This window comes from Acidobacteriota bacterium, from assembly GCA_026393755.1.
GTDB lineage: Bacteria > Acidobacteriota > Vicinamibacteria > Vicinamibacterales > JAKQTR01 > JBAXOX01.
This window is the reverse complement of sequence record JAPKZO010000030.1, coordinates 1-17,957: the sequence shown is the minus strand read 5'-3', so window position 1 is coordinate 17,957 and position 17,957 is coordinate 1. Positions and strand designations below refer to the sequence as shown.

Below are 17,957 nucleotides of genomic sequence, written 5' to 3'. Positions count from 1 at the left end.
ACAACCCGGCGCGGCTGCTCACGCAGTGAGCGACGAGCACCTCGCTCCTGGCGTTCGCCAGGATGGGTGTGCCCGCGGCAAACGCCTCGAGTGCCAGCAGCGACAGGCTCTCGTAGGGTGACGGCACGACGACGACGGTGGCCGCCTCGAGCGCCTGGGTGCGCTCACGGTCAGGCAGGAGCCCGGCAAAGCGGATAGCGGGGTCCTCCGGCAGCGGCATCAGCTTCACGCCCATCAGCACGAGCTGGGCCTCGCCGCCTTCGGCGTGATAGGTGCGGAAGTACTCCACGAGCTCCTCGCAGCCCTTACCCTTCTCGATGCGCCCTCCATAGAGCGCGATCGGGCCGTGCAGCCTGTGCCGGCGCCTGAACGCACCGCCCCGGCCGCCAAACGACGACCGCGGCAGTCGGTCGTCCGCGGTCTGCTGTTCGTCGTCTTCTCCGTCGGCGGCTTCGGCCTGTCCGCCGGGACCGTGCGCAACCGGCGGCAAGTCCACTCCACAGCCGATGGTCTCCTGGGCAATCGCGCGAATAGAGAAGCGCGACGCGACAAACCGCCGTTCGACCTCGGTGTTGTACGCGATGCCGGCCGCACTGCCGAAGACCTCCTCGTAGATCCCGAGATGCATGGCGGCCTCGTCATGCGCGGTTGGCACGAGAATGCTGCGCTGAGGCGCGACCTGGATGCCCAGGACTGTCGGTGCGTAGAGGGACGTGAAGAAAATCAATGCGTCAAACGTCTGGTGGTGCCGTTTCAGGTACTCGACGAGCGCCGGGCACCAGGGCCCGAGCTGACGCAGCCATTCCAGCTCATCCGAGCGTGAATGCGCGTGGTTGAAGATCCAGTCCGAATAGCGGTTGAACGCGTCGATGTCGCGCGTCTGCGCGTTGGCGAAGCGCCGGACCGTCACGCCCCGGACCCGGTCGGAGCCCTCGGGATATTCGTTCTTCCAGGAGACGTCATCCCACGCGCAGGTGGTCAGCACCTCGATGTCATGGCGCTCTGCGAGCCGCTCGGCCCACAGCCTGCACATGTACTCCGCGCCACCCAGAATGTCCGAGCCGTACCGTTGGACAATGAAAGCTAGCTTCACAGGAATCGACCCACCAGCTGCCGCCACTCGGTGTCGACGCGGCTGCCCGGAAAATACTCAGCGTTCACGACCGCCTCCCCGTCTTGAGGGAGGCTCCTGACGGAAGATCCCTGACCACGTCGTTGGCTGGACGGCAATTCATGCGCCTGCGCGCCCACCAGCCAGGCAGCGGATCGACACCGGCCACCGGGAGAGCAGCACGATCGGCCTGCTGCAGCCGGTGCAGCATGTCCATGTACTTGCGTTCGATGACCGGCCAGTCGTAGTGCCGCAGGTAATAGGCGCGACCGTTGCTGCCGAGCGATTGGGCCAGCGGCCGGCTGCTCTCGATGAGGTTCAACGTTTCTCGAAACTCCCCGTAGTTCTCGTAGTAGAGGCCGCCGTTGCTCCGGATGCACTGACCGCGCAACACGTCGCACCGCCCGTTGGCCAGCACCGGCTTGCCCATCGCCCAGGCCTCGAGCGCCACCATCGAGAGACTCTCGAAGTACGACGGCATGATGAGAGCCTCTGAGGCCGCGATCGCGTCGAACTTGTCCTCGTCCGAGACGAATCCCAGGTGGCGGATGCGCGGATGATCGGGAATCGGCAGGATCGAATTGCCTATCAGGACCAGCATCAAGTCGCCACTGACCGTGCGCGCGTACCGCTGGAAGTACGCGAACAGCTCCTGGCAGCCCTTGTTCCCGTCGATCCGCCCGACATACACGACAAACGGCGACTCGATGCCGTGGTGTTGCCGGAAGCGTCCGGGCCTGGTCGTCTCGGGAACCTCGGATCCGATACCCACCACGACGTCCGGTACCTCGGCATTGCCAGACACCGCGTGGATCATCGCCCGTTCCTCGAACGAGTTGTACATCAGCGCCCGGGTTGCTCGGAACACCGGCCCGAACATCGACAGCCCGACTGCGCCCTCCCGCTCCGCCGTCGGCACCAGCAGCGACCGCGATGCGGCGGCCCGGATGCCGTGATACGAGTGGTAGTACCGGAAGCTGAAGAAGATGAAATAGTCATAGCAGTCTTGATTCTCGCTGATGTGCCGGATGAGCGCCGGCGAGGTCGGTCCCTCGCTGTCAAGCCACGCCAGCTCATCGGCGAGCGAGTGTGTCTGTTCCAGCACGCGCTCCGAACGCCGCGCGAACTGCTTGACGACTCGCTGCCGGCTGACCGGGAACCGCCGCACGCGGACGCCTTTCAGCTCCTCGACACCCTCGGGCAACTCATTGGCCCACGTGATGTAGTCGCGGGCGCACGTGGCCAGGACCTCGACCTCGACGTGGCGCGACAGATGCTCCGCAACGTAACGGGCGTGCAACTCCGCCCCCCCGTTGATGTCGAGGCCGTACCGCTGGACAACGATGGCGATTTTCACTGGTCGGGTGTGTCGCGATTCGGAACCGCTGCCGGCGTGGGCTCCGGTGGCGTGGCGGCGGGCCCGGATTCCACTCCATCCGGGCTGCCGCTCTCCAACGCCAGCCGTCCCGTGCCGCTCGCGTCTCCCCGGCCGCGCCGGCGCCGCCGCCGGCGGCGCTGGGCCTCGCCCGTGGTCTGGCCGTCTGCCTGGCCGGGCTCGCGCCTGCCCTCTGGCGGTGCTCCTGCTCCTGCGGACCGCGTGGGCGGCAATGCCCCAGGTGACTTCGCCGGCGGCGCCCCTGCGGACCGCGCCGGCTCAGCCCCAGGCGCGGCGCCGGGCCGGGATTGGACCACGTTTTCCAGCGCCCGCGCGCGCCGCTCGTTGAAGTCGAGGCGGCTCGAGAGCGACTCCACCCGCATCTTCAGGCTCCGCACTTCGACGGTGAGCCGCGTGAGCTCGACCACGACGTTATGGATGAGGACGAGATTGAGCCGCTGCTCCCGGACCGCGTGCCGGATGGAGTTCAGCTTCCTGAACGGCCCCAGGAGCCGGCTCACCAGCAGCCTTGTGCCTCCGGGCAGCTTGCCCCCCAGGCCGGGCGCCGGGGCCGGCTCAGCCGCCTTGCGGCCCTTCAGGTAGTGATCCAACAGGTCGGAACCGGCGCGGGTCGGATCGAGAAATCCTTCGATCTTCACGTTGGCGAGTTCGCGGATCTCGTCCTCCGTGCAGTCGACGCCGCGCTTCTCGCGAATCCGCGCACGGATCCGGCCCATGATCTGCTCGACGTCGACCGAGTCGGCTCGAACAGTAGAGTCGGACGGCATAGGTCACACTCCAAATGGCCTGTACAGGATCACCACCACCACCACGGCCCAGAGCACCACGCAGACCAGCAGCGGCCTGTCGTTCATGAGCATTTCGGAAGGGCTGCCCCCTCCCTCACGCTGGTGCACGAGGTACAGGTAGCGGAAGATGCCATACAGGGGAAAGGGAATCGTCAGTCCCAGCATGTCGGTCCCGAACTTCTGGGACGTCTCCGGGCTGATGCAATAGAAGATGTAGGCCACCAGCGTCGACGCCGTGACCACCGAGATCATCTGGTCCAGCAGGTACGGGCTGTACTCACCCAGAATCGGGCGATGGCTGATCGCCCCGTCCGCCAGCATCACCAGTTCGTGCCGGCGCTTGCTCAGGGCGAGAAACAGCGCCAGTAGAATCGTCACCACCAGCAGCCAGTGGCTGATTGGCACATCAATCGCCACGGCGCCCGCCACGGCCCTCAGAACGAAGCCGAAAGCGATCGTCAACACGTCGACAATCACGATGTGCTTGAGCGGACCCGAATAGAGTGCCTGCAGCACCAGATAACTGACAGCCACCAGGCCGAACGACCAGCTCAGCAGGAAGGACACGCCGAGGGCGCCGATCGTCAGGATCGCAGCGAGGCTGCCTGCCAGCGCGGGCGAGATGGCACCGGATGCGATGGGCCGGGACGACTTGACCGGATGCCGCCGGTCCGCGTCTTGGTCCACGATGTCGTTGAAGACGTAGACCACGCCCGACAAGAGACAGAAGGCGCCGAACGCCGCGGCTGTTCGGCCGAGCGCGACCGGATTGAACAGTTCGCGGGCGCCGGGCTGAAACAGCAGCCCGGCAAACACAATGAGGTTCTTGGTCCACTGCTCGGGACGCAGCGACTTGAGGAAGTGGATCACGACAGATCCACCCCGCGCCCCTCCATCGCTGGAGGGGCCGGTCGCCGGTGTTTGGGCAGAAGCACGGCGCGCCATGAAGCGCGGTAGTCAGCGGGCGTCAGGCGCCGAAGCTCTTGACGGCCTCGCCCTCGGAATCGAACGTATCGAACACCGTGAGCAGCTTGGTGATCGACAGCAGATCCGTGATGCGCTTGGTGAGATTGAGCAGCTTCAGACTGCCGCCCTGACGGCTCACCGTGGTATAGGTCCGCACAATCTCGCCCAGCCCTGCGCTGTCGATGTACGGCACATCGCCAAGGTTGAGCACAATCTTCTTGCATCCCTTCTCGACAACACCGGTGACCTTCTTCCGCAGCAACTCGTCACCGTCACCGAGAGTCATCTTGCCTTTCATGTCGAGAATCGTGACGCTACCGACGGTTCGTTCATCAATCTGCATGACAATGTCCCTTCACCCGCTGAGGGAGCGGTCCCGTAAAGAGAGGGAACTTCAGACCAGTATCGTACTGCAGGTCTTCGGACCCGGTCAACGCTCGGCCGACGGCCGGCCGAGCGTCCCCAACCTCAACTACCCAAGCGTCTTCCGTTGTTGGAAACACTCGCGGCAGTAGACCGGGCGGCCCTGGCTCGGCTTGAACGGCACGGTCGTTTCCTTGCCGCACGCCGAACAGGTGGCCCGAATCTCCACGCGTTCGCGCACCTGTCCGCCGCCATGACCCTGCGCCTGGCGTGACCCGCGCTTAGCTTTACACGCTTTGCAGCGTTTCGGCTCGTTCGTAAAGTGCTTGTCAGCGAAGAACGCCTGCTCTCCCGCCGTCCACACGAAATCCGAACCGCAGTCCGCGCACTGAAGGATCTTGTCGTGGAAGTCCATCGACTCGCCCTCGGTCTAGTCCGCCTCTCGACGGATCTTTTTCCGATTCCGCTTGCGCGCCAGCGCCTGCTTTGCGCGGCGTTTGTCACCCGGCTTCAAGTAGAACGAGTGTTTCTTGATGTCCTTGATGATGTCTTCCTGCTGCACCTTCCGCTTGAAACGGCGGAGTGCGCTCTCGATCGACTCGCCTTCCTGCACTTTCACTTCAGCCACGACTAGAACACCCCCCTCCGTGGCTCGATGTAGCATCGGGACGGCCTACCTGTCAGAGATAGGCCGTCGCCCGAATATGCTAGGCTATCACAGCTTGCGGCCGACCTCGGGCACAAACCCGCCGTCCCCGCGTATCTATCCGCCTCAGCCGCTCGTACTGGTTCAGCCCATGAAAGTTCTGGTCGTTGGCGGCGGTGCCCGCGAACACGCTCTCGTCTGGAAGCTGGCCGCCGAACCCGGTGTCGATTCGGTGGTCTGCGCGCCGGGCAATGTCGGCATAAGTCGAACGGCCCGGTGTGTCCCGGTGACCGCCGACGATCCGGCTGCCTTGCTCGCGCTGATCGAGCGCGAGCACATCGACTTTACCGTCATCGGCCCGGAACTCCCGCTCACCCGGGGCGTTGTCAATATTCTGACGCGCGCCGGTCACCCCTGCTGCGGTCCCAGCCGTGAGGCGGCACGTCTGGAATCGAGCAAAGCGTTTGCGAAAGACGTGATGGCACGCTGCGGTGTGCCCACCGCGCGCCATCTCACGTGCGACTCCGCAGCCGCCGCGCTCGACGCGGTCAGCCGCGCGCCGTTCGGTTACCCGGTGGTCCTCAAAGCCGATGGTCTTGCGGCCGGCAAAGGCGTGGTCATCGCGCCAGACCGGGCCGCCGCCGCCGTCGCTATCCACGACATGATGGTGGAGCGCAGGTTCGGCGAAGCCGGCGCCCAGATCGTCATCGAGGAACACTTGCAGGGCCGCGAAACCTCCTTCTTCGTCCTGACCGACGGGGTGAATGCGCGCGTCCTGCCGTCGGCGGAAGATCACAAACGCGCCTACGATGGCGACGAAGGGCCCAACACCGGAGGCATGGGCGCATTCTGCCCGAGCCCGATGATCGACACGACGACCGCCGAGAGGATTCTCGACCAGATTGTCCTGCCCACCCTCGGTGGGATGGCCGCCGCTGGAAATCCCTACCGCGGCTTCCTCTACTGCGGCTTGATGATGACGACGGGGGGACCCCGTGTCATCGAGTTCAACGCGAGACTCGGCGACCCGGAAACCCAGGTGATGCTGCCGGCGATTGACGAAGACCTGCTGCCGCACCTGGTGGACGGATCCCGCGGCGCATTGAAATCCGGAGTGTGCCGTGTGCGCGCCGAAGCCCATGTCGGAGTTGTTATGGCGTCTGGCGGTTACCCGGGTCGGTTCGAGACCGGCAAGACAATTGGCAGCCTCGCCGAGGTAGAGTCGTTGCCGGACGTATGGGTGTTTCACGCCGGCACCGCGCAGCGTGGCGAGACGATCGTCACCAATGGCGGCCGGGTTCTGACCGTCGTCGGCCGCGGGCGGGACTTTCAAACCGCGCGGACCACGGCGTACGACGCCGTATCGCGCATCACGTTCGACGACGCGCACTTCCGGCGCGACATCGGGCTGCGGGCGATTGAAGGGGAAGCCGCCCCCCGTGTCGGCCGGGGTGGACATTCGTAGAGACCGACCCCCGTGTCGGCCCTGACACGCAGGGGCCCGGTCCACAACGCCGATCGATGAACCGCGGCATGGAGTGCTGGAGCGACCAACGATGACGCCAATCCAGGTTCAGATTCTGATGGGCTCCGATTCGGACGCCCCGATCATGCGCGGCGCCGTCGAGGTACTGCGCGAACTGGGCATCTCGTGCGAGATGACCGTCGCGTCGGCCCACCGATCGCCGGCGCGGGTGCAGCGCATCATGGCCGACGCTCCGGCTCGCGGCGTCCAGGTGTTCATCGTTGGCGCCGGAGCGGCTGCCCACCTGGCCGGCATGGTGGCTGCACACACCGCGAAGCCCGTCATCGGCGTGCCCATCGACTCGTCGCCCCTGCTCGGCCTCGACGCGCTGCTGTCGACCGTGCAGATGCCGCCAGGCGTGCCGGTGGCCACCGTCGCGATCGGAAAATCGGGAGCGACGAATGCCGGAGTGCTGGCTGCCCAGATTCTGGCGATTGCCGATCCGGCCCTTGCCGAACGTGTCGTCGCGTACAAGGCCCGGCTCGCCGACAAAGTCGAGCAGGCGGCCGCACGCGTAGCCGCTGACGAGAAGTAGGCTTGTAGGGGCACGGCATGCCGTGCCCTTACGGGTCGTCACATGCCGACCCCCGAATCCTTGTCCCGAATGACCTACGCCATCCTCACATTCGGCTGCCGGGTGAACCAGGCCGACTCCTTCGCATTCGAGGAGGGCTTGCGGATGCGAGGTGCCGTCGAAGCCCCGGCTGCCGCCGCCGATCTGGTGATCGTCAATACCTGCTCCGTCACCGGTGCGGCCGATCAAGGCGCACGGCGCGCCATTCGGGGGCTTTCCCGCGACAACCCTTCTGCGCATATCGTCGTGACAGGCTGCTACGCCACGCGCAAGGCCGGCGATCTCGCCTGCCTCCCCAGCGTCCGCATCGTTGTGCCTAACCAGGGAAAAGAAGGCTTGTTGCGGATGCTCGACGACGAACTCGCCTTCTCGATCCGCGACCGGTCAGGTCAGGGCGACGACTCGTGCGATGCGGGACACATCGCGCCTGGAGCGATGGGACGAACCGCCTACCCGCTCCGCGTACAGACCGGATGCGACCAGGCATGCGCGTTCTGCATCATCCCGTCCACGCGCGGACACTCGCGCAGCCGCCCGCTGGCCGAAATCCGAGACGACGTCTGTCGTGTCGCCGCGGCGGGGTACAAGGAGCTGTGGCTGGTGGGCGTCCACCTCGGGTCCTTCGGGCGCGACCTGCAGCCGGCCTCGTCGCTGGTCGAACTGCTTCGGGATCTCGATCGCCAGCCCGGCGACACGACGTTTCGGATCAGTTCGCTCGAGCCGATGGATTGCCCGCCGGACGTGGTCGACATGGTGGCCCGGTCCGGTCGATTCGCCCCGCATTTCCACCTGCCGCTCCAGCACGCGAGCGATCGCATCCTTCGCGCCATGCGGAGGCCGTACTTCTTCGAGCGCTACCGCGATCTGGTTGAGTCGATTCACGCGCGGCTGCCGTTCGCTTCAATCGGGACCGACCTGATCGTGGGCTTTCCCGGCGAGTCTGATCAGGACGTGGAGCTGATGGCTCGGGAAGTCGAGCGCATGCCGCTCACTTACCTGCACGTCTTTCCATATTCAGATCGGCCTGGCACCGCCGCCGCGGCGATGACGCCAAAGGTGGACGCGGCCAGAACGAGAACGCGAGCCCGCCGCATGCGCGACGTGGCGAAGCGGCTCACTGACCGATTCGTCGCGTCACAAGTCGGACTGGTGCGTCCCGGCCTCACACTGGCCGATGGCACGACGGTGCTGACAGACAACTTCCTCAAGGTCCGCATCCCACCGGGCCTGGAGCGCAACACGCGCGTGCGAGTCCGCATCGACTCGCCCGCGCTCGACGGGACGGTAGAGGGCGCGGCGGAGCGATGCCGCTACTCGATCTCGTCGGCGAGCTTCTGCGCAGGCGACTTCCTGCCACCCCCGATGGCGAGTTGTCCGCAGGCGGCCCGGATGTCGCGTCCGCGGCTCTTGCGCACCGATACGGTCACGTGATGTTCGGCAAGGATGCGGCCGAACTGATTGATGCGTTCGTCAGACGGGCGCTCAAACGGGATCCCCGCCGCCGGGTTGAGCGGAATCAGATTGACCTTGGCCGGAAGACCCCTCAGCAGCCTCGCCAGTTTTCGCGCTTCAGCGTCCGCATCGTTCACGCCGGCGAGCAGAACGTATTCGAACGTGACACGGTCCCGCTGTTTCAAGGGCAGCCGCCGGCATGCCCCGAGAATGTCGGCGATGCTGTACTTGTAGGCCGCCGGCACCAGCCGGGCGCGCACATCCTCCGAGACCGCGTGCAGCGAGATCGCGAGGTTGGGCATCAGCGGTTCGGCCGCCAGCCGGTCAATCGCCGGCACGAGCCCGACCGTCGATAGCGTGATCCGGCGCGGCGGCACCGCACATCCCTTCCTGTCACAGAGAATCCGCAGCGCGGCCATCGTGTGATCGTAGTTGTGAAGCGGCTCGCCCATGCCCATCAAGACAATGTTGAACGCCTTGCCCCGCAGGGCGCAGGCGGCGGATAACACGCGTACCTGTCCAACGATTTCACCTGGCGTCAGATTGCGCACCAGTCCCATGGTCGCCGTCAGGCAGAAGGCGCATCCCATTGCGCAGCCCACCTGCGTCGATACGCAGAATGTCTGCGAGCGGGTGTCAGGAATGTAGACGGATTCGATGTGGCGCTGATCACGCAACGCAAGCAGAAACTTCTCGGTGCCGTCTTCGGAGGCATCGCGCCTGGCGATCGCGGGCGTCGAGATGTGAAAGTGCTCCACCAACGTGCGGCGGACTTGCTGAGACAAGTTCGTCATCGACGCGAAATCGCTGACGCCGCGCTGATAGATCCAGTGGAAAAGCTGGCCAGCCCGGTACGATTCGACACCCAGATCGCGAAGGGCCGATTCGATCTCGGCGCGCGTCAGGTCCGTGAGTTCGATGGTGGGCATGCTCACTGCCTTTTTCGTTGCCGCGGCTTTGTCGGCCATGGTATCATCGTTCGTGTCAGATGGCTGCAAGTGATTGGTAATAAACAGCTTGTCGCCTCCGTTTAACGCGCCACTCCAGCCGTAATATTGCACATGGTTGTTCGCGATACGCTCGACAACGGTCTCCGTCTCTTGACGGAGTCGATTCCATACGTCCGGTCGGTGAGTTTCGGCGTCTGGTTGACAAGAGGGTCGCGACAGGAGGGGCCGGCATGGCCGGGCATCGCCCACTTCGTCGAGCACATGCTCTTCAAAGGGTCGGAGACCCGATCGGCCGAGGCCATCGCGCAGGCGGCCGACTCGATTGGCGGCCAGATGGACGCGTCAACCGGCAAGGAGAACGCCAACTACTCGATCAAGGTGCTGGACGAGCAGCTGCCGGTGGCGGTCGACATTCTGTCGGATGTGGTGCTGCACCCGAGATTTGCCGATGATGACGTGCAACGCGAAAAGAACGTCATCGTTGAAGAGATCAAGATGGTCGAGGACACGCCCGACGATCTGGTCCACGAACTCTTCCTGCAGCAGTTCTGGACCGGTCATCCTCTCAGCCTGCCGATCCTCGGCACGCGGGCGAGCATTGAAGCGCTGACGACGAGGGCCCTGCGCGACTATTTTGCTGCGACGTACACCTCGGACAATCTGATTATTGCCGCGGCCGGCAATCTCGAACATGCGCGGGTGCGCGAACTGGTGGAGAAGGCGTTTGGCGCGACGCGGCCTGGCCGCCCTCACGTGGATGACGGGCCGCCCACCGACACGGCGCTGGTCATCATCCGCAACAAGGATCTTGAGCAGAGTCACATCTGCCTGGGGGCGAGCGCGTACCCGCAGGATCACCCCGAGCGGTACGCTGCCCTCGTGCTCAACACGGTGATGGGCGGATCGATGAGTTCCCGGCTGTTTCAGAATGTTCGGGAGAAGCGAGGCCTGGCCTACTCGGTTGGCAGCGGCCTCAGTGCCTTCCGCGACGCGGGCCTGCTCAGCATCTACGCCGGCTGCTCGAACGACCGGGTCGGCGAGGTGATTAGCGTCATCATGAATGAGCTGCGCCAGCTGGCGACGCTGCCGATTGCCGCCACCGAGCTGCAGCGCGCGAAGGACAACGTGAAAGGCGGCCTGCTGCTCGGGCTCGAGAGCACGTGGCATCGGGCGGCGTACCTGGCCCGGCAGGAAATGTACTTCGACCGGATGTTCACGATTGACGAAACCATCGCCGGGATCACGGCCGTCACCATCGAGGACGTCGCCCGTGTCGCACGTGAACTGTTGGCGCGGGCGCCGCTGTCGGTGGCCGTGCTTGGCGCGGTCGAGGGCTTGAGCCTTGTCCAGGATCAACTGCGAGTGGTCTCATGATTGCCCGTTACACGCACCCCGAAATGGGGCGGATCTGGAGTGACGAACACCGGTACCGGACCTGGCTTCGGGTCGAGATAGCCGCGGCCGCGGCGATGGCCGAATCCGGCATCATTCCCGCCGAAGCCGCCCGCGCAATTCGCGAACGGGGCGCCTTCGACGTGGCCCGCATTGATGCCATCGAGGCGGTGACCAGGCACGACATCATCGCGTTTACGACGGCGGTGGCCGAACACGTGGGGCCGGAGGCGCGATGGCTGCATTTCGGACTGACCTCGTCCGACGTGCTCGATACGGCGCTCGCGCTGCAGCTCCAGGACGCCTGCGACCTGACGCTTGCCCGGATGACGGCGCTGCGCGCCGCGGTCAAGGCCCGGGCGATGGAACACCGGCGTACGCCCATCATCGGCCGCACGCATGGGGTGCATGCGGAGCCGACGACGTTCGGGCTGAAACTGGCGATCTGGTACGCGGAGCTTGGGCGAGATGTGGCGCGGATCCAGCGGGCCCGCGAGATCGTGTCGGTCGGCAAGATGTCAGGGGCCGTCGGGACCTACGCCCACCTTGAACCGGCCATCGAGCGGCTGGCGTGTGCCGCGCTTGGCCTTCAGCCCGCGCCCGTCTCCTCGCAGGTCATCCAGCGCGACCGGCATGCCGAGCTGATGTCGGCGCTCGCCATCACGGCGGCGTCGCTCGAAAAGTTCGCGCTGGAGATCCGCGGCCTGCAGAAGACCGAGATCGGCGAGGTCGAAGAGCCGTTTGATCGGGGTCAGAAGGGCTCGTCGGCCATGCCCCACAAGCGCAATCCCATCGGCTGCGAACAGATCGTGGGACTGGCCCGTGTCCTGCGCGGCAATCTGGTCGCCTCGATGGAGAACATCGCGCTCTGGCACGAGCGGGACATCTCGCACTCGTCGGTCGAGCGGATCATCCTGCCCGATAGTTTCATCGCGCTCGATCACATGCTGCGGCGATTGACGCGCATCGTCTCCGACATGGTCGTGTACCCCGAGCGCATGATGCGCAATCTGGAGCTGTCGCGCGGCGTGGTGTTCTCCGGCGCGGTGCTGCTGGCCCTGGCCAGTCATGGCGTGCCCCGCGAGCAGGCGTACGAATGGGTGCAGCGCAATGCCATGCGATCGTTCGACGAACATCGTGATTTCCGTGACCTGCTCAAGCACGACGCCGACGTGACCTCTGCCATCAGCGCCGACGAACTGGATCGCCTCTTCGATCTGAAGCACCAATTGCGGCATGTCGACGAGGTGTTCCACCGCGTGTTCGACGAAGAACGCACGTAGATGCTCGACAAGTTCAAAGACGAGTGCGGCGTATTTGGCGTCTTCGGCCACCCGGAGGCTGCCAAACTCGCGTACCTGGGCTTGTACGCCCTCCAGCATCGCGGGCAGGAGAGCGGAGGGATTGTTGCCTGCGACGAGGTCAAGTTACGCGCAGAGCGGGGCATGGGACACGTCGCCGACATCTTCGGCGGCGATGTGCTGGCGAAGCTCGTTGGCTCAAACGCGATCGGGCACGTGCGGTATTCGACCGCCGGCGAGAGCGGCCTCGCCAACGCGCAGCCGCTGCTGATCGAGTGTGTGCACGGCCAGATCGCCGTGTGCCACAACGGCAACCTCGTCAATCAGCGCGAACTGCGGGACGAACTGAGCAGGCAGGGCGCCATCTTCCAGACGTCGAGCGACACCGAGGTCTTCCTGCATCTGTACGCGCGATCGAAAGTGCGAGACGTCGAGCAGGCGCTTGTCGACACCGTGACGCAGGTGCAAGGCGCGTTTTCCCTGCTCTTCCTGACCAGGGATCGGCTCGTGGCCGTCCGTGACCCGCACGGATTCCGCCCGCTGGCGCTCGGTCAACTGGACGGCGCCTGGGTCGTGTGTTCAGAGACGTGCGCGATGGACCTGATCGGCGCCACCTACGTGCGCGACGTCGACCCCGGCGAAGTGCTTCTGATCGGGCCAGAGGGCCTGAAGTCGATCCGGCCGTTTCCCCCGGCGCAGGCCTGCCACTGCATCTTCGAGCACGTGTATTTCGCGAGGCCAGACAGCCTCGTGTTCGGCAGAAGCGTGAACGAGGTCCGCACCAATCTGGGGCGATTCCTGGCCCGCGAATCAGCCGTGCCGGCTGACGTCGTCGTGCCGGTGCCGGATTCGGGCGTGTGCGCCGCCGTCGGCTACTCCGAGGTGTCTGGCGTGCCGTTGCAGTTCGGACTCATCCGGAATCACTATGTCGGCCGCACGTTCATCGAGCCCCGCCAGTCCATCCGCCACTTCGGCGTCAAGGTCAAGCTGAACCCGGTGCGCAGCATCCTGCAGGGGCGGCGCGTCGTGCTGATAGACGATTCGATCGTGCGCGGGACGACGAGCCGGAAGATCGTGAAGATGATCAAGGCGGCCGGGGCGACCGAAGTGCACGTGCGGATTAGTTGTCCGCCGACCATCTCGCCGTGTTTCTACGGCATCGACACGCCGAGACGCAACGATCTGATTGCCGCCACCCATACGATCGAGGAAGTGCGGAAGTACATCGAAGCCGATACCCTGCAGTACTTGAGCCGCGAGGGATTGCTCCAATCGGTCAACTCGGATCGCGATCGGTACTGCACGTCCTGCTACACCGGTGTCTACCCGGTGCCGTTCCCGCGCGAGGAGGCGGTGTACCTGCAGTTGCCGCTCGCCCTGGACACGCGGGCGCAGATTGATCGGTGATGGACTACAAGCAATCTGGCGTTGATATCGACGCGGGGAACGAGACCGTCCGGCGCATCAAGGGACTGGCGCGGAGCACGTTTACGCCGGGGGTCCTGTCGTCGATTGGATCGTTCGGTGGGTTGTTCAGGCTCGGCGCCGACTACCGCGATCCCGTGCTCGTCTCGAGCGCCGATGGGGTCGGCACCAAGCTGAAGGTCGCGTTCCTGACTGGACGCCACGGTACGGTCGGGCAGGATCTCGTCAATCACTGCGTCAACGACATCCTGGTGCAGGGCGCCGTGCCGCTGTTCTTTCTCGACTACCTCGCCACCGGCAAATTGTCGCCGGAGGTTGCCGGCCAGATCGTGGAGGGCGTCGCGACGGCGTGCCGGGAGAACGGGTGCGCGCTAATCGGCGGCGAGACCGCCGAGATGCCGGGGTTTTACGCATCCGGCGAGTACGACATGGCCGGCTTCATTGTCGGTGTTGTCGAGCACGACCGCGTCATCACCGGAGCGGCGCTGCGTGCTGGTGATGTGCTCATCGGCCTGCGTTCGTCGGGCCTTCACACCAATGGGTACTCGCTGGCTCGCGCGATTGTGTTCGACCGCCTCGGCTTGACCGTTGACGCAGAGGTCGACGAACTCGGGTGCACGATTGGCGAGGAACTCCTCCGAATCCATCGATCGTACTTGCCTGTGATGCGGCCGCTGCTCGACGCTGGCCTCGTCAAGAGCCTGGCGCACATCACCGGCGGCGGGATCACCGAGAACCTCCCGCGCATTCTCCCGCCTGGCGTGGCGGCGCTCATCGACAAATCAACCTGGACTCCCAACGCCGTCTTCCGCTTTCTGCAGCGGTCTGGCGGCGTGCCGGACGCCGACATGTACCGCGCCTTCAACATGGGGCTAGGAATGATTGTCGGCTGCGCGCTCGATGACGAAAATCGGGTGCTCACGATGCTGCATTCAGCCGGCGAGTCTCGCGCCGTCGTCGTCGGAAAGATCGTGGCCGGCGAGCCAGGTGTGGTGTACGGAAGCCTGACGTGAACCGCAACATCGGCGTGCTGATTTCTGGCCGCGGGTCGAATCTCCAGGCCATCATCGAGGCCACGCGGGACGGACGCCTCGACGCGCGCATCGCGCTGGTCGTCTCGAACCGGACGGATGCCGGCGGTTTGCGGCGAGCGCAGGACGCTGGCATCGAGACACTGGTCCGCGATCACAAGACGTACGTCTCCCGCGAGGCCTTCGAGCAGGCACTGGTCGACGATCTGCGCGCCCGCGATGTCAGCCTCGTCTGTCTGGCCGGCTTTATGCGCCTGCTCGGGGCAACGTTTGTCAATGCGTTTCCGGACCGCATCCTCAACATCCATCCCGCGCTGCTGCCGGCGTTTCCGGGCCTGCACGCGCAGCGCCAGGCCATTGAGCATGGCGCCAGGATCTCGGGCGCTACGGTCCACTTTGTAGACACTAATCTTGACGCCGGCCCAATCATCCTGCAGGCGGCCGTCCCAGTTTTCGACGCCGACACCGAGGACACGCTCTCGTCACGGATCCTCGAGCAGGAGCACCGCATCTACCCCGAGGCCATCCAGAAGATTCTCGATGGCCGCTGGACCATCCGGGGCCGCCGAGTCGTGTTTGGCGATCGCGCCTGAACGGGCCGACACGGGGGTCGGCCCCTACAGCAGACTGTTATCTCCACAATTCGTCTGGGTAGGGCCTGCGCGGGAGGACGGATTCCCGAAGCGGCCCCTCGAACCGAGCCGACAGCGTCAGGCACGCAAAATGCGCCGATAGGGCCAAGGACAGGCTGCGCGAATAGCGCAAACGTCAGGCCGGTCACGAGCCCCGGTAGGCGCGTTTTGCCGGCCCTTCGACAAGCTCAGGACCGCCCCGAGCCGCGTCGAGGGGCGGCGAGCGTGAGCGGGGACGCGGAGGGAACCGTACTCCCGCGTTCTCGCCGAAGACCACCTGGGCCGCTTCGGGATTTCGTCCTCCCGCCGTGACGAGGGCCGCTTCGGGAACCGTCCTCCCGCCTTGGACGATGGACCAGTCCGCGAATCCCGAACCCCGAACCCCGAATCCCGACCCCGGATATAGTAGACAGCTGGAGTGTGTGCCGATGGCAAGTGATGCGTTCAGCGAGCTTGAGTGGCGGGGATTGGTCGCCGAATCGACGGAGGGGCTGCGCGACGTACTTTCGCGCGAGAAGGTGACGCTCTATATCGGGTTCGATCCCACCGCGGCCAGTCTGCACGTCGGGTCGCTGTTGCCGATGATGGCGCTGGCCCGCATGCAGCGGTGTGGGCACAGTCCGATTGCGATCGTGGGCGGCGGCACCGGGATGATCGGCGACCCGAGCGGCAAGACCGCCGAGCGCCAGTTGCTCTGCATCGAGCAGATTGACGCCAATCTCGAAGGCATTCGAGCGCAACTGTCGAAGGTGCTCGACTTCGACGCCCCATCGAATCCCGCCCGCATCGTGAACAACGCCGACTGGCTTCGGAAGCTGGACTTGCTCGGGTTTCTGCGCGACATCGGGAAGTACTTCACGATCAACTACATGCTCGCGAAAGAGTCGGTCAAGCGCCGCCTCGAGTCCGAGGACGGGATTTCGTACACCGAGTTCAGCTACCTGATGCTGCAGTCGTACGACTTCCTGGAATTGTTCGACCGTTACACGTGCACGCTGCAGATGGGCGGCACTGACCAGTGGGGGAACATCACGGCCGGGTGCGACTTGATTCGGCGGCTGCGCGGTGCCAAGGCCCACGGCCTCGTGATGCCGCTGGTGACGACGGCGACCGGCGTGAAGTTCGGGAAGACAGAGGCCGGCGCCGTGTGGCTCGATCCGGCGTTGACGTCACCCTTCCGGTTCTACCAGTTCTGGCTCAACACCGACGATCGCGATGTCGTGAAGTACCTGAAGTTCTTCACGTTCCTCGGGCGCGACGAGATTGAAACGCTCGAAGCGGCGCAGGCGGCGGCGCCCGAGAAGCGGGAAGCCCAGCGGGCGCTGGCCCGCGAGGTGACGCGGATCCTGCACGGCCAGGACGCGGTGGACCGGGCCGAGCAGGCGTCCGGGCTGCTGTTTGGAGAGCGCATCAGTGAGCTCGACGTCGACGACATCATCGCCGTGTTCGACGATGTGCCGTCGACCGAGCTGGACGCGGCCAGTTTCGGTGGCGACGGGATGGCGATTGCCGATCTTCTGGTGGTGACGAAGCTGGCGGCGTCCAAGGGTGAGGCGATGCGCCTGGTGAAGGGCGGCGGCGTCTACGTGAACAACCGGCGTGTCGGCGACGAGCGGACCAGATTCGCGGCGGGGCAGGCGATTGCGGGCCGCGTATTCGTCGTTCGCAAGGGGGCCCGGCAGTACCATCTGGTTCGAATTGGTACGACGGACTGACGCTCTCGGTGAAGGTCCGAACGGGCTGCCGATTCGAGACCGTTAAGGTGTTGGCGGCGGTTGGCCGATACCTCTTTTCTGGGGCCGGGCGGTTTGACTTCTCGGGCCCGTTTGGCTACTATCAAAAGTCCGCCGGTCAGTAATTTCGCTGACTGTGTTTCCCGCGCCCGAGAGGGCGCCATGGCAGCCCGGGAACGTCCAGGGCGGCCAGCCACCCCAGGCACCGATGTGATCAGGCTCTGCATTAGGCTTGACGCCTCGGCGGCCCGAACGAAAATGAGGGGTTGACAAGACCGGCGGGCGATAGTAGTATTGGAAGGTTCCCCCAAACGAGACCGGAAACGGGATCGGCGGGGGGGGGACGGCGTCGGTTCTTTGAAAACTAGATAGTGCGCGAAGATACAAACCTGAGAGTATCAGCCGGGTCGGGACCGCGCGGCCTTCGGGCCGTGCAAGCCGATCCACAACTGATAGTTAAGAGAACAACGCCAGAGCTAATCAACTTTGGTTAGAGTCTCGCTGGCGACCCGCAAGGGGAGCTGGCAAACGCTTTAACATGAGAGTTTGATCCTGGCTCAGAATCAACGCTGGCGGCGTGCCTAACACATGCAAGTCGAACGCGAAAGGGGCTTCGGCCCTGAGTAGAGTGGCAGACGGGTGAGTAACGCGTGGGTGACCTACCCTCGAGCG

At 65.0% G+C, this 17,957-nt stretch carries 16 protein-coding genes, 1 rRNA gene and 1 pseudogene; 10 read left to right on the top strand and 8 right to left on the bottom strand.

Annotated features, from left to right (window positions below):
* The 7 genes from NTV05_13135 to rpsU form a co-directional block, all read right to left on the bottom strand.
* The coding region (locus tag NTV05_13135) for a glycosyltransferase (GenBank protein MCX6545338.1) at positions 1-1,093 on the bottom strand (1,093 nt) is incomplete at its 3' end.
* A gap of 64 nt (positions 1,094-1,157) precedes the next feature.
* Entirely contained in the window at positions 1,158-2,468 is a 1,311-nt protein-coding gene (locus NTV05_13130; protein ID MCX6545337.1) for a glycosyltransferase family 4 protein, read from the bottom strand.
* Positions 2,465-3,274: a hypothetical protein gene (locus NTV05_13125; protein MCX6545336.1), complete on the bottom strand. Its 810-nt coding sequence runs from the start codon at positions 3,272-3,274 to the stop codon at positions 2,465-2,467. The genes NTV05_13130 and NTV05_13125 overlap by 4 nt, the downstream gene beginning before the upstream one ends.
* A gap of 3 nt (positions 3,275-3,277) precedes the next feature.
* The gene (locus NTV05_13120) at positions 3,278-4,165 is read right to left on the bottom strand and encodes a decaprenyl-phosphate phosphoribosyltransferase (protein MCX6545335.1); all 888 of its coding nucleotides are present in this window, start codon (positions 4,163-4,165) and stop codon (positions 3,278-3,280) included.
* 97 nt (positions 4,166-4,262) lie between these two features.
* The gene (locus tag NTV05_13115) at positions 4,263-4,604 is read right to left on the bottom strand and encodes an STAS domain-containing protein (GenBank protein MCX6545334.1); all 342 of its coding nucleotides are present in this window, start codon (positions 4,602-4,604) and stop codon (positions 4,263-4,265) included.
* Positions 4,605-4,733: 129 nt separating this feature from the next.
* The gene (locus NTV05_13110) at positions 4,734-5,039 is read right to left on the bottom strand and encodes a zinc-ribbon domain containing protein (protein MCX6545333.1); all 306 of its coding nucleotides are present in this window, start codon (positions 5,037-5,039) and stop codon (positions 4,734-4,736) included.
* 15 nt (positions 5,040-5,054) lie between these two features.
* Positions 5,055-5,252: a 30S ribosomal protein S21 gene (gene rpsU, locus NTV05_13105; GenBank protein ID MCX6545332.1), complete on the bottom strand. Its 198-nt coding sequence runs from the start codon at positions 5,250-5,252 to the stop codon at positions 5,055-5,057.
* A gap of 169 nt (positions 5,253-5,421) precedes the next feature.
* Here rpsU and purD point away from each other — a divergent pair, with 169 nt between their 5' ends.
* The 3 genes and pseudogenes from purD to NTV05_13090 all read left to right on the top strand — a co-directional run bounded on the left by purD (position 5,422) and on the right by NTV05_13090 (position 8,509).
* The gene (purD, locus tag NTV05_13100) at positions 5,422-6,735 is read left to right on the top strand and encodes a phosphoribosylamine--glycine ligase (GenBank protein ID MCX6545331.1); all 1,314 of its coding nucleotides are present in this window, start codon (positions 5,422-5,424) and stop codon (positions 6,733-6,735) included.
* Between the two features lie 91 nt (positions 6,736-6,826).
* Complete coding sequence (purE, locus tag NTV05_13095) at positions 6,827-7,330, top strand: 5-(carboxyamino)imidazole ribonucleotide mutase (protein MCX6545330.1); 504 nt, start codon at positions 6,827-6,829, stop codon at positions 7,328-7,330.
* A gap of 69 nt (positions 7,331-7,399) precedes the next feature.
* Positions 7,400-8,509 (top strand): annotated as a pseudogene (locus NTV05_13090) (MiaB/RimO family radical SAM methylthiotransferase).
* A gap of 170 nt (positions 8,510-8,679) precedes the next feature.
* Here the strand turns inward: NTV05_13090 and rlmN are convergent.
* Positions 8,680-9,789 carry a 23S rRNA (adenine(2503)-C(2))-methyltransferase RlmN gene (rlmN, locus tag NTV05_13085; protein ID MCX6545329.1) on the bottom strand — a complete coding sequence of 370 codons (1,110 nt, stop codon included), beginning with the start codon at positions 9,787-9,789 and terminating at the stop codon, positions 8,680-8,682.
* A gap of 93 nt (positions 9,790-9,882) precedes the next feature.
* Between rlmN and NTV05_13080 the strand changes: the two genes are divergently transcribed.
* From NTV05_13080 to NTV05_13050, 7 genes are all read left to right on the top strand, one after another.
* Entirely contained in the window at positions 9,883-11,145 is a 1,263-nt protein-coding gene (locus NTV05_13080) for a pitrilysin family protein (protein ID MCX6545328.1), read from the top strand.
* Positions 11,142-12,446 carry an adenylosuccinate lyase gene (gene purB, locus NTV05_13075; GenBank protein ID MCX6545327.1) on the top strand — a complete coding sequence of 435 codons (1,305 nt, stop codon included), beginning with the start codon at positions 11,142-11,144 and terminating at the stop codon, positions 12,444-12,446. Before NTV05_13080 ends, purB begins: the two co-directional genes overlap by 4 nt.
* Positions 12,447-13,871 carry an amidophosphoribosyltransferase gene (gene purF, locus NTV05_13070; GenBank protein ID MCX6545326.1) on the top strand — a complete coding sequence of 475 codons (1,425 nt, stop codon included), beginning with the start codon at positions 12,447-12,449 and terminating at the stop codon, positions 13,869-13,871.
* Entirely contained in the window at positions 13,871-14,902 is a 1,032-nt protein-coding gene (purM, locus tag NTV05_13065) for a phosphoribosylformylglycinamidine cyclo-ligase (GenBank protein ID MCX6545325.1), read from the top strand. Before purF ends, purM begins: the two co-directional genes overlap by 1 nt.
* Positions 14,899-15,513 carry a phosphoribosylglycinamide formyltransferase gene (purN, locus tag NTV05_13060; GenBank protein MCX6545324.1) on the top strand — a complete coding sequence of 205 codons (615 nt, stop codon included), beginning with the start codon at positions 14,899-14,901 and terminating at the stop codon, positions 15,511-15,513. Before purM ends, purN begins: the two co-directional genes overlap by 4 nt.
* A gap of 467 nt (positions 15,514-15,980) precedes the next feature.
* Positions 15,981-17,267 carry a tyrosine--tRNA ligase gene (gene tyrS, locus NTV05_13055; protein MCX6545323.1) on the top strand — a complete coding sequence of 429 codons (1,287 nt, stop codon included), beginning with the start codon at positions 15,981-15,983 and terminating at the stop codon, positions 17,265-17,267.
* A gap of 552 nt (positions 17,268-17,819) precedes the next feature.
* Positions 17,820-17,957 (top strand): 16S ribosomal RNA (locus NTV05_13050); the annotation flags it as partial.

Excerpts from the sequence above, each read along its gene's own strand:
- NTV05_13125 (MCX6545336.1), bottom strand. The coding sequence starts at position 3,274 with ATGCCGTCCGACTCTACTGTTCGAGCCGACTCGGTCGACGTCGAGCAG.
- NTV05_13115 (MCX6545334.1), bottom strand. The coding sequence starts at position 4,604 with ATGCAGATTGATGAACGAACCGTCGGTAGCGTCACGATTCTCGACATG.
- NTV05_13110 (MCX6545333.1), bottom strand. The coding sequence starts at position 5,039 with ATGGACTTCCACGACAAGATCCTTCAGTGCGCGGACTGCGGTTCGGAT.
- purD (MCX6545331.1), top strand. The coding sequence starts at position 5,422 with ATGAAAGTTCTGGTCGTTGGCGGCGGTGCCCGCGAACACGCTCTCGTC.
- purE (MCX6545330.1), top strand. The coding sequence starts at position 6,827 with ATGACGCCAATCCAGGTTCAGATTCTGATGGGCTCCGATTCGGACGCC.
- rlmN (MCX6545329.1), bottom strand. The coding sequence starts at position 9,789 with ATGGCCGACAAAGCCGCGGCAACGAAAAAGGCAGTGAGCATGCCCACC.
- NTV05_13080 (MCX6545328.1), top strand. The coding sequence starts at position 9,883 with ATGGTTGTTCGCGATACGCTCGACAACGGTCTCCGTCTCTTGACGGAG.
- purB (MCX6545327.1), top strand. The coding sequence starts at position 11,142 with ATGATTGCCCGTTACACGCACCCCGAAATGGGGCGGATCTGGAGTGAC.
- purF (MCX6545326.1), top strand. The coding sequence starts at position 12,447 with ATGCTCGACAAGTTCAAAGACGAGTGCGGCGTATTTGGCGTCTTCGGC.
- purM (MCX6545325.1), top strand. The coding sequence starts at position 13,871 with ATGGACTACAAGCAATCTGGCGTTGATATCGACGCGGGGAACGAGACC.
- tyrS (MCX6545323.1), top strand. The coding sequence starts at position 15,981 with ATGGCAAGTGATGCGTTCAGCGAGCTTGAGTGGCGGGGATTGGTCGCC.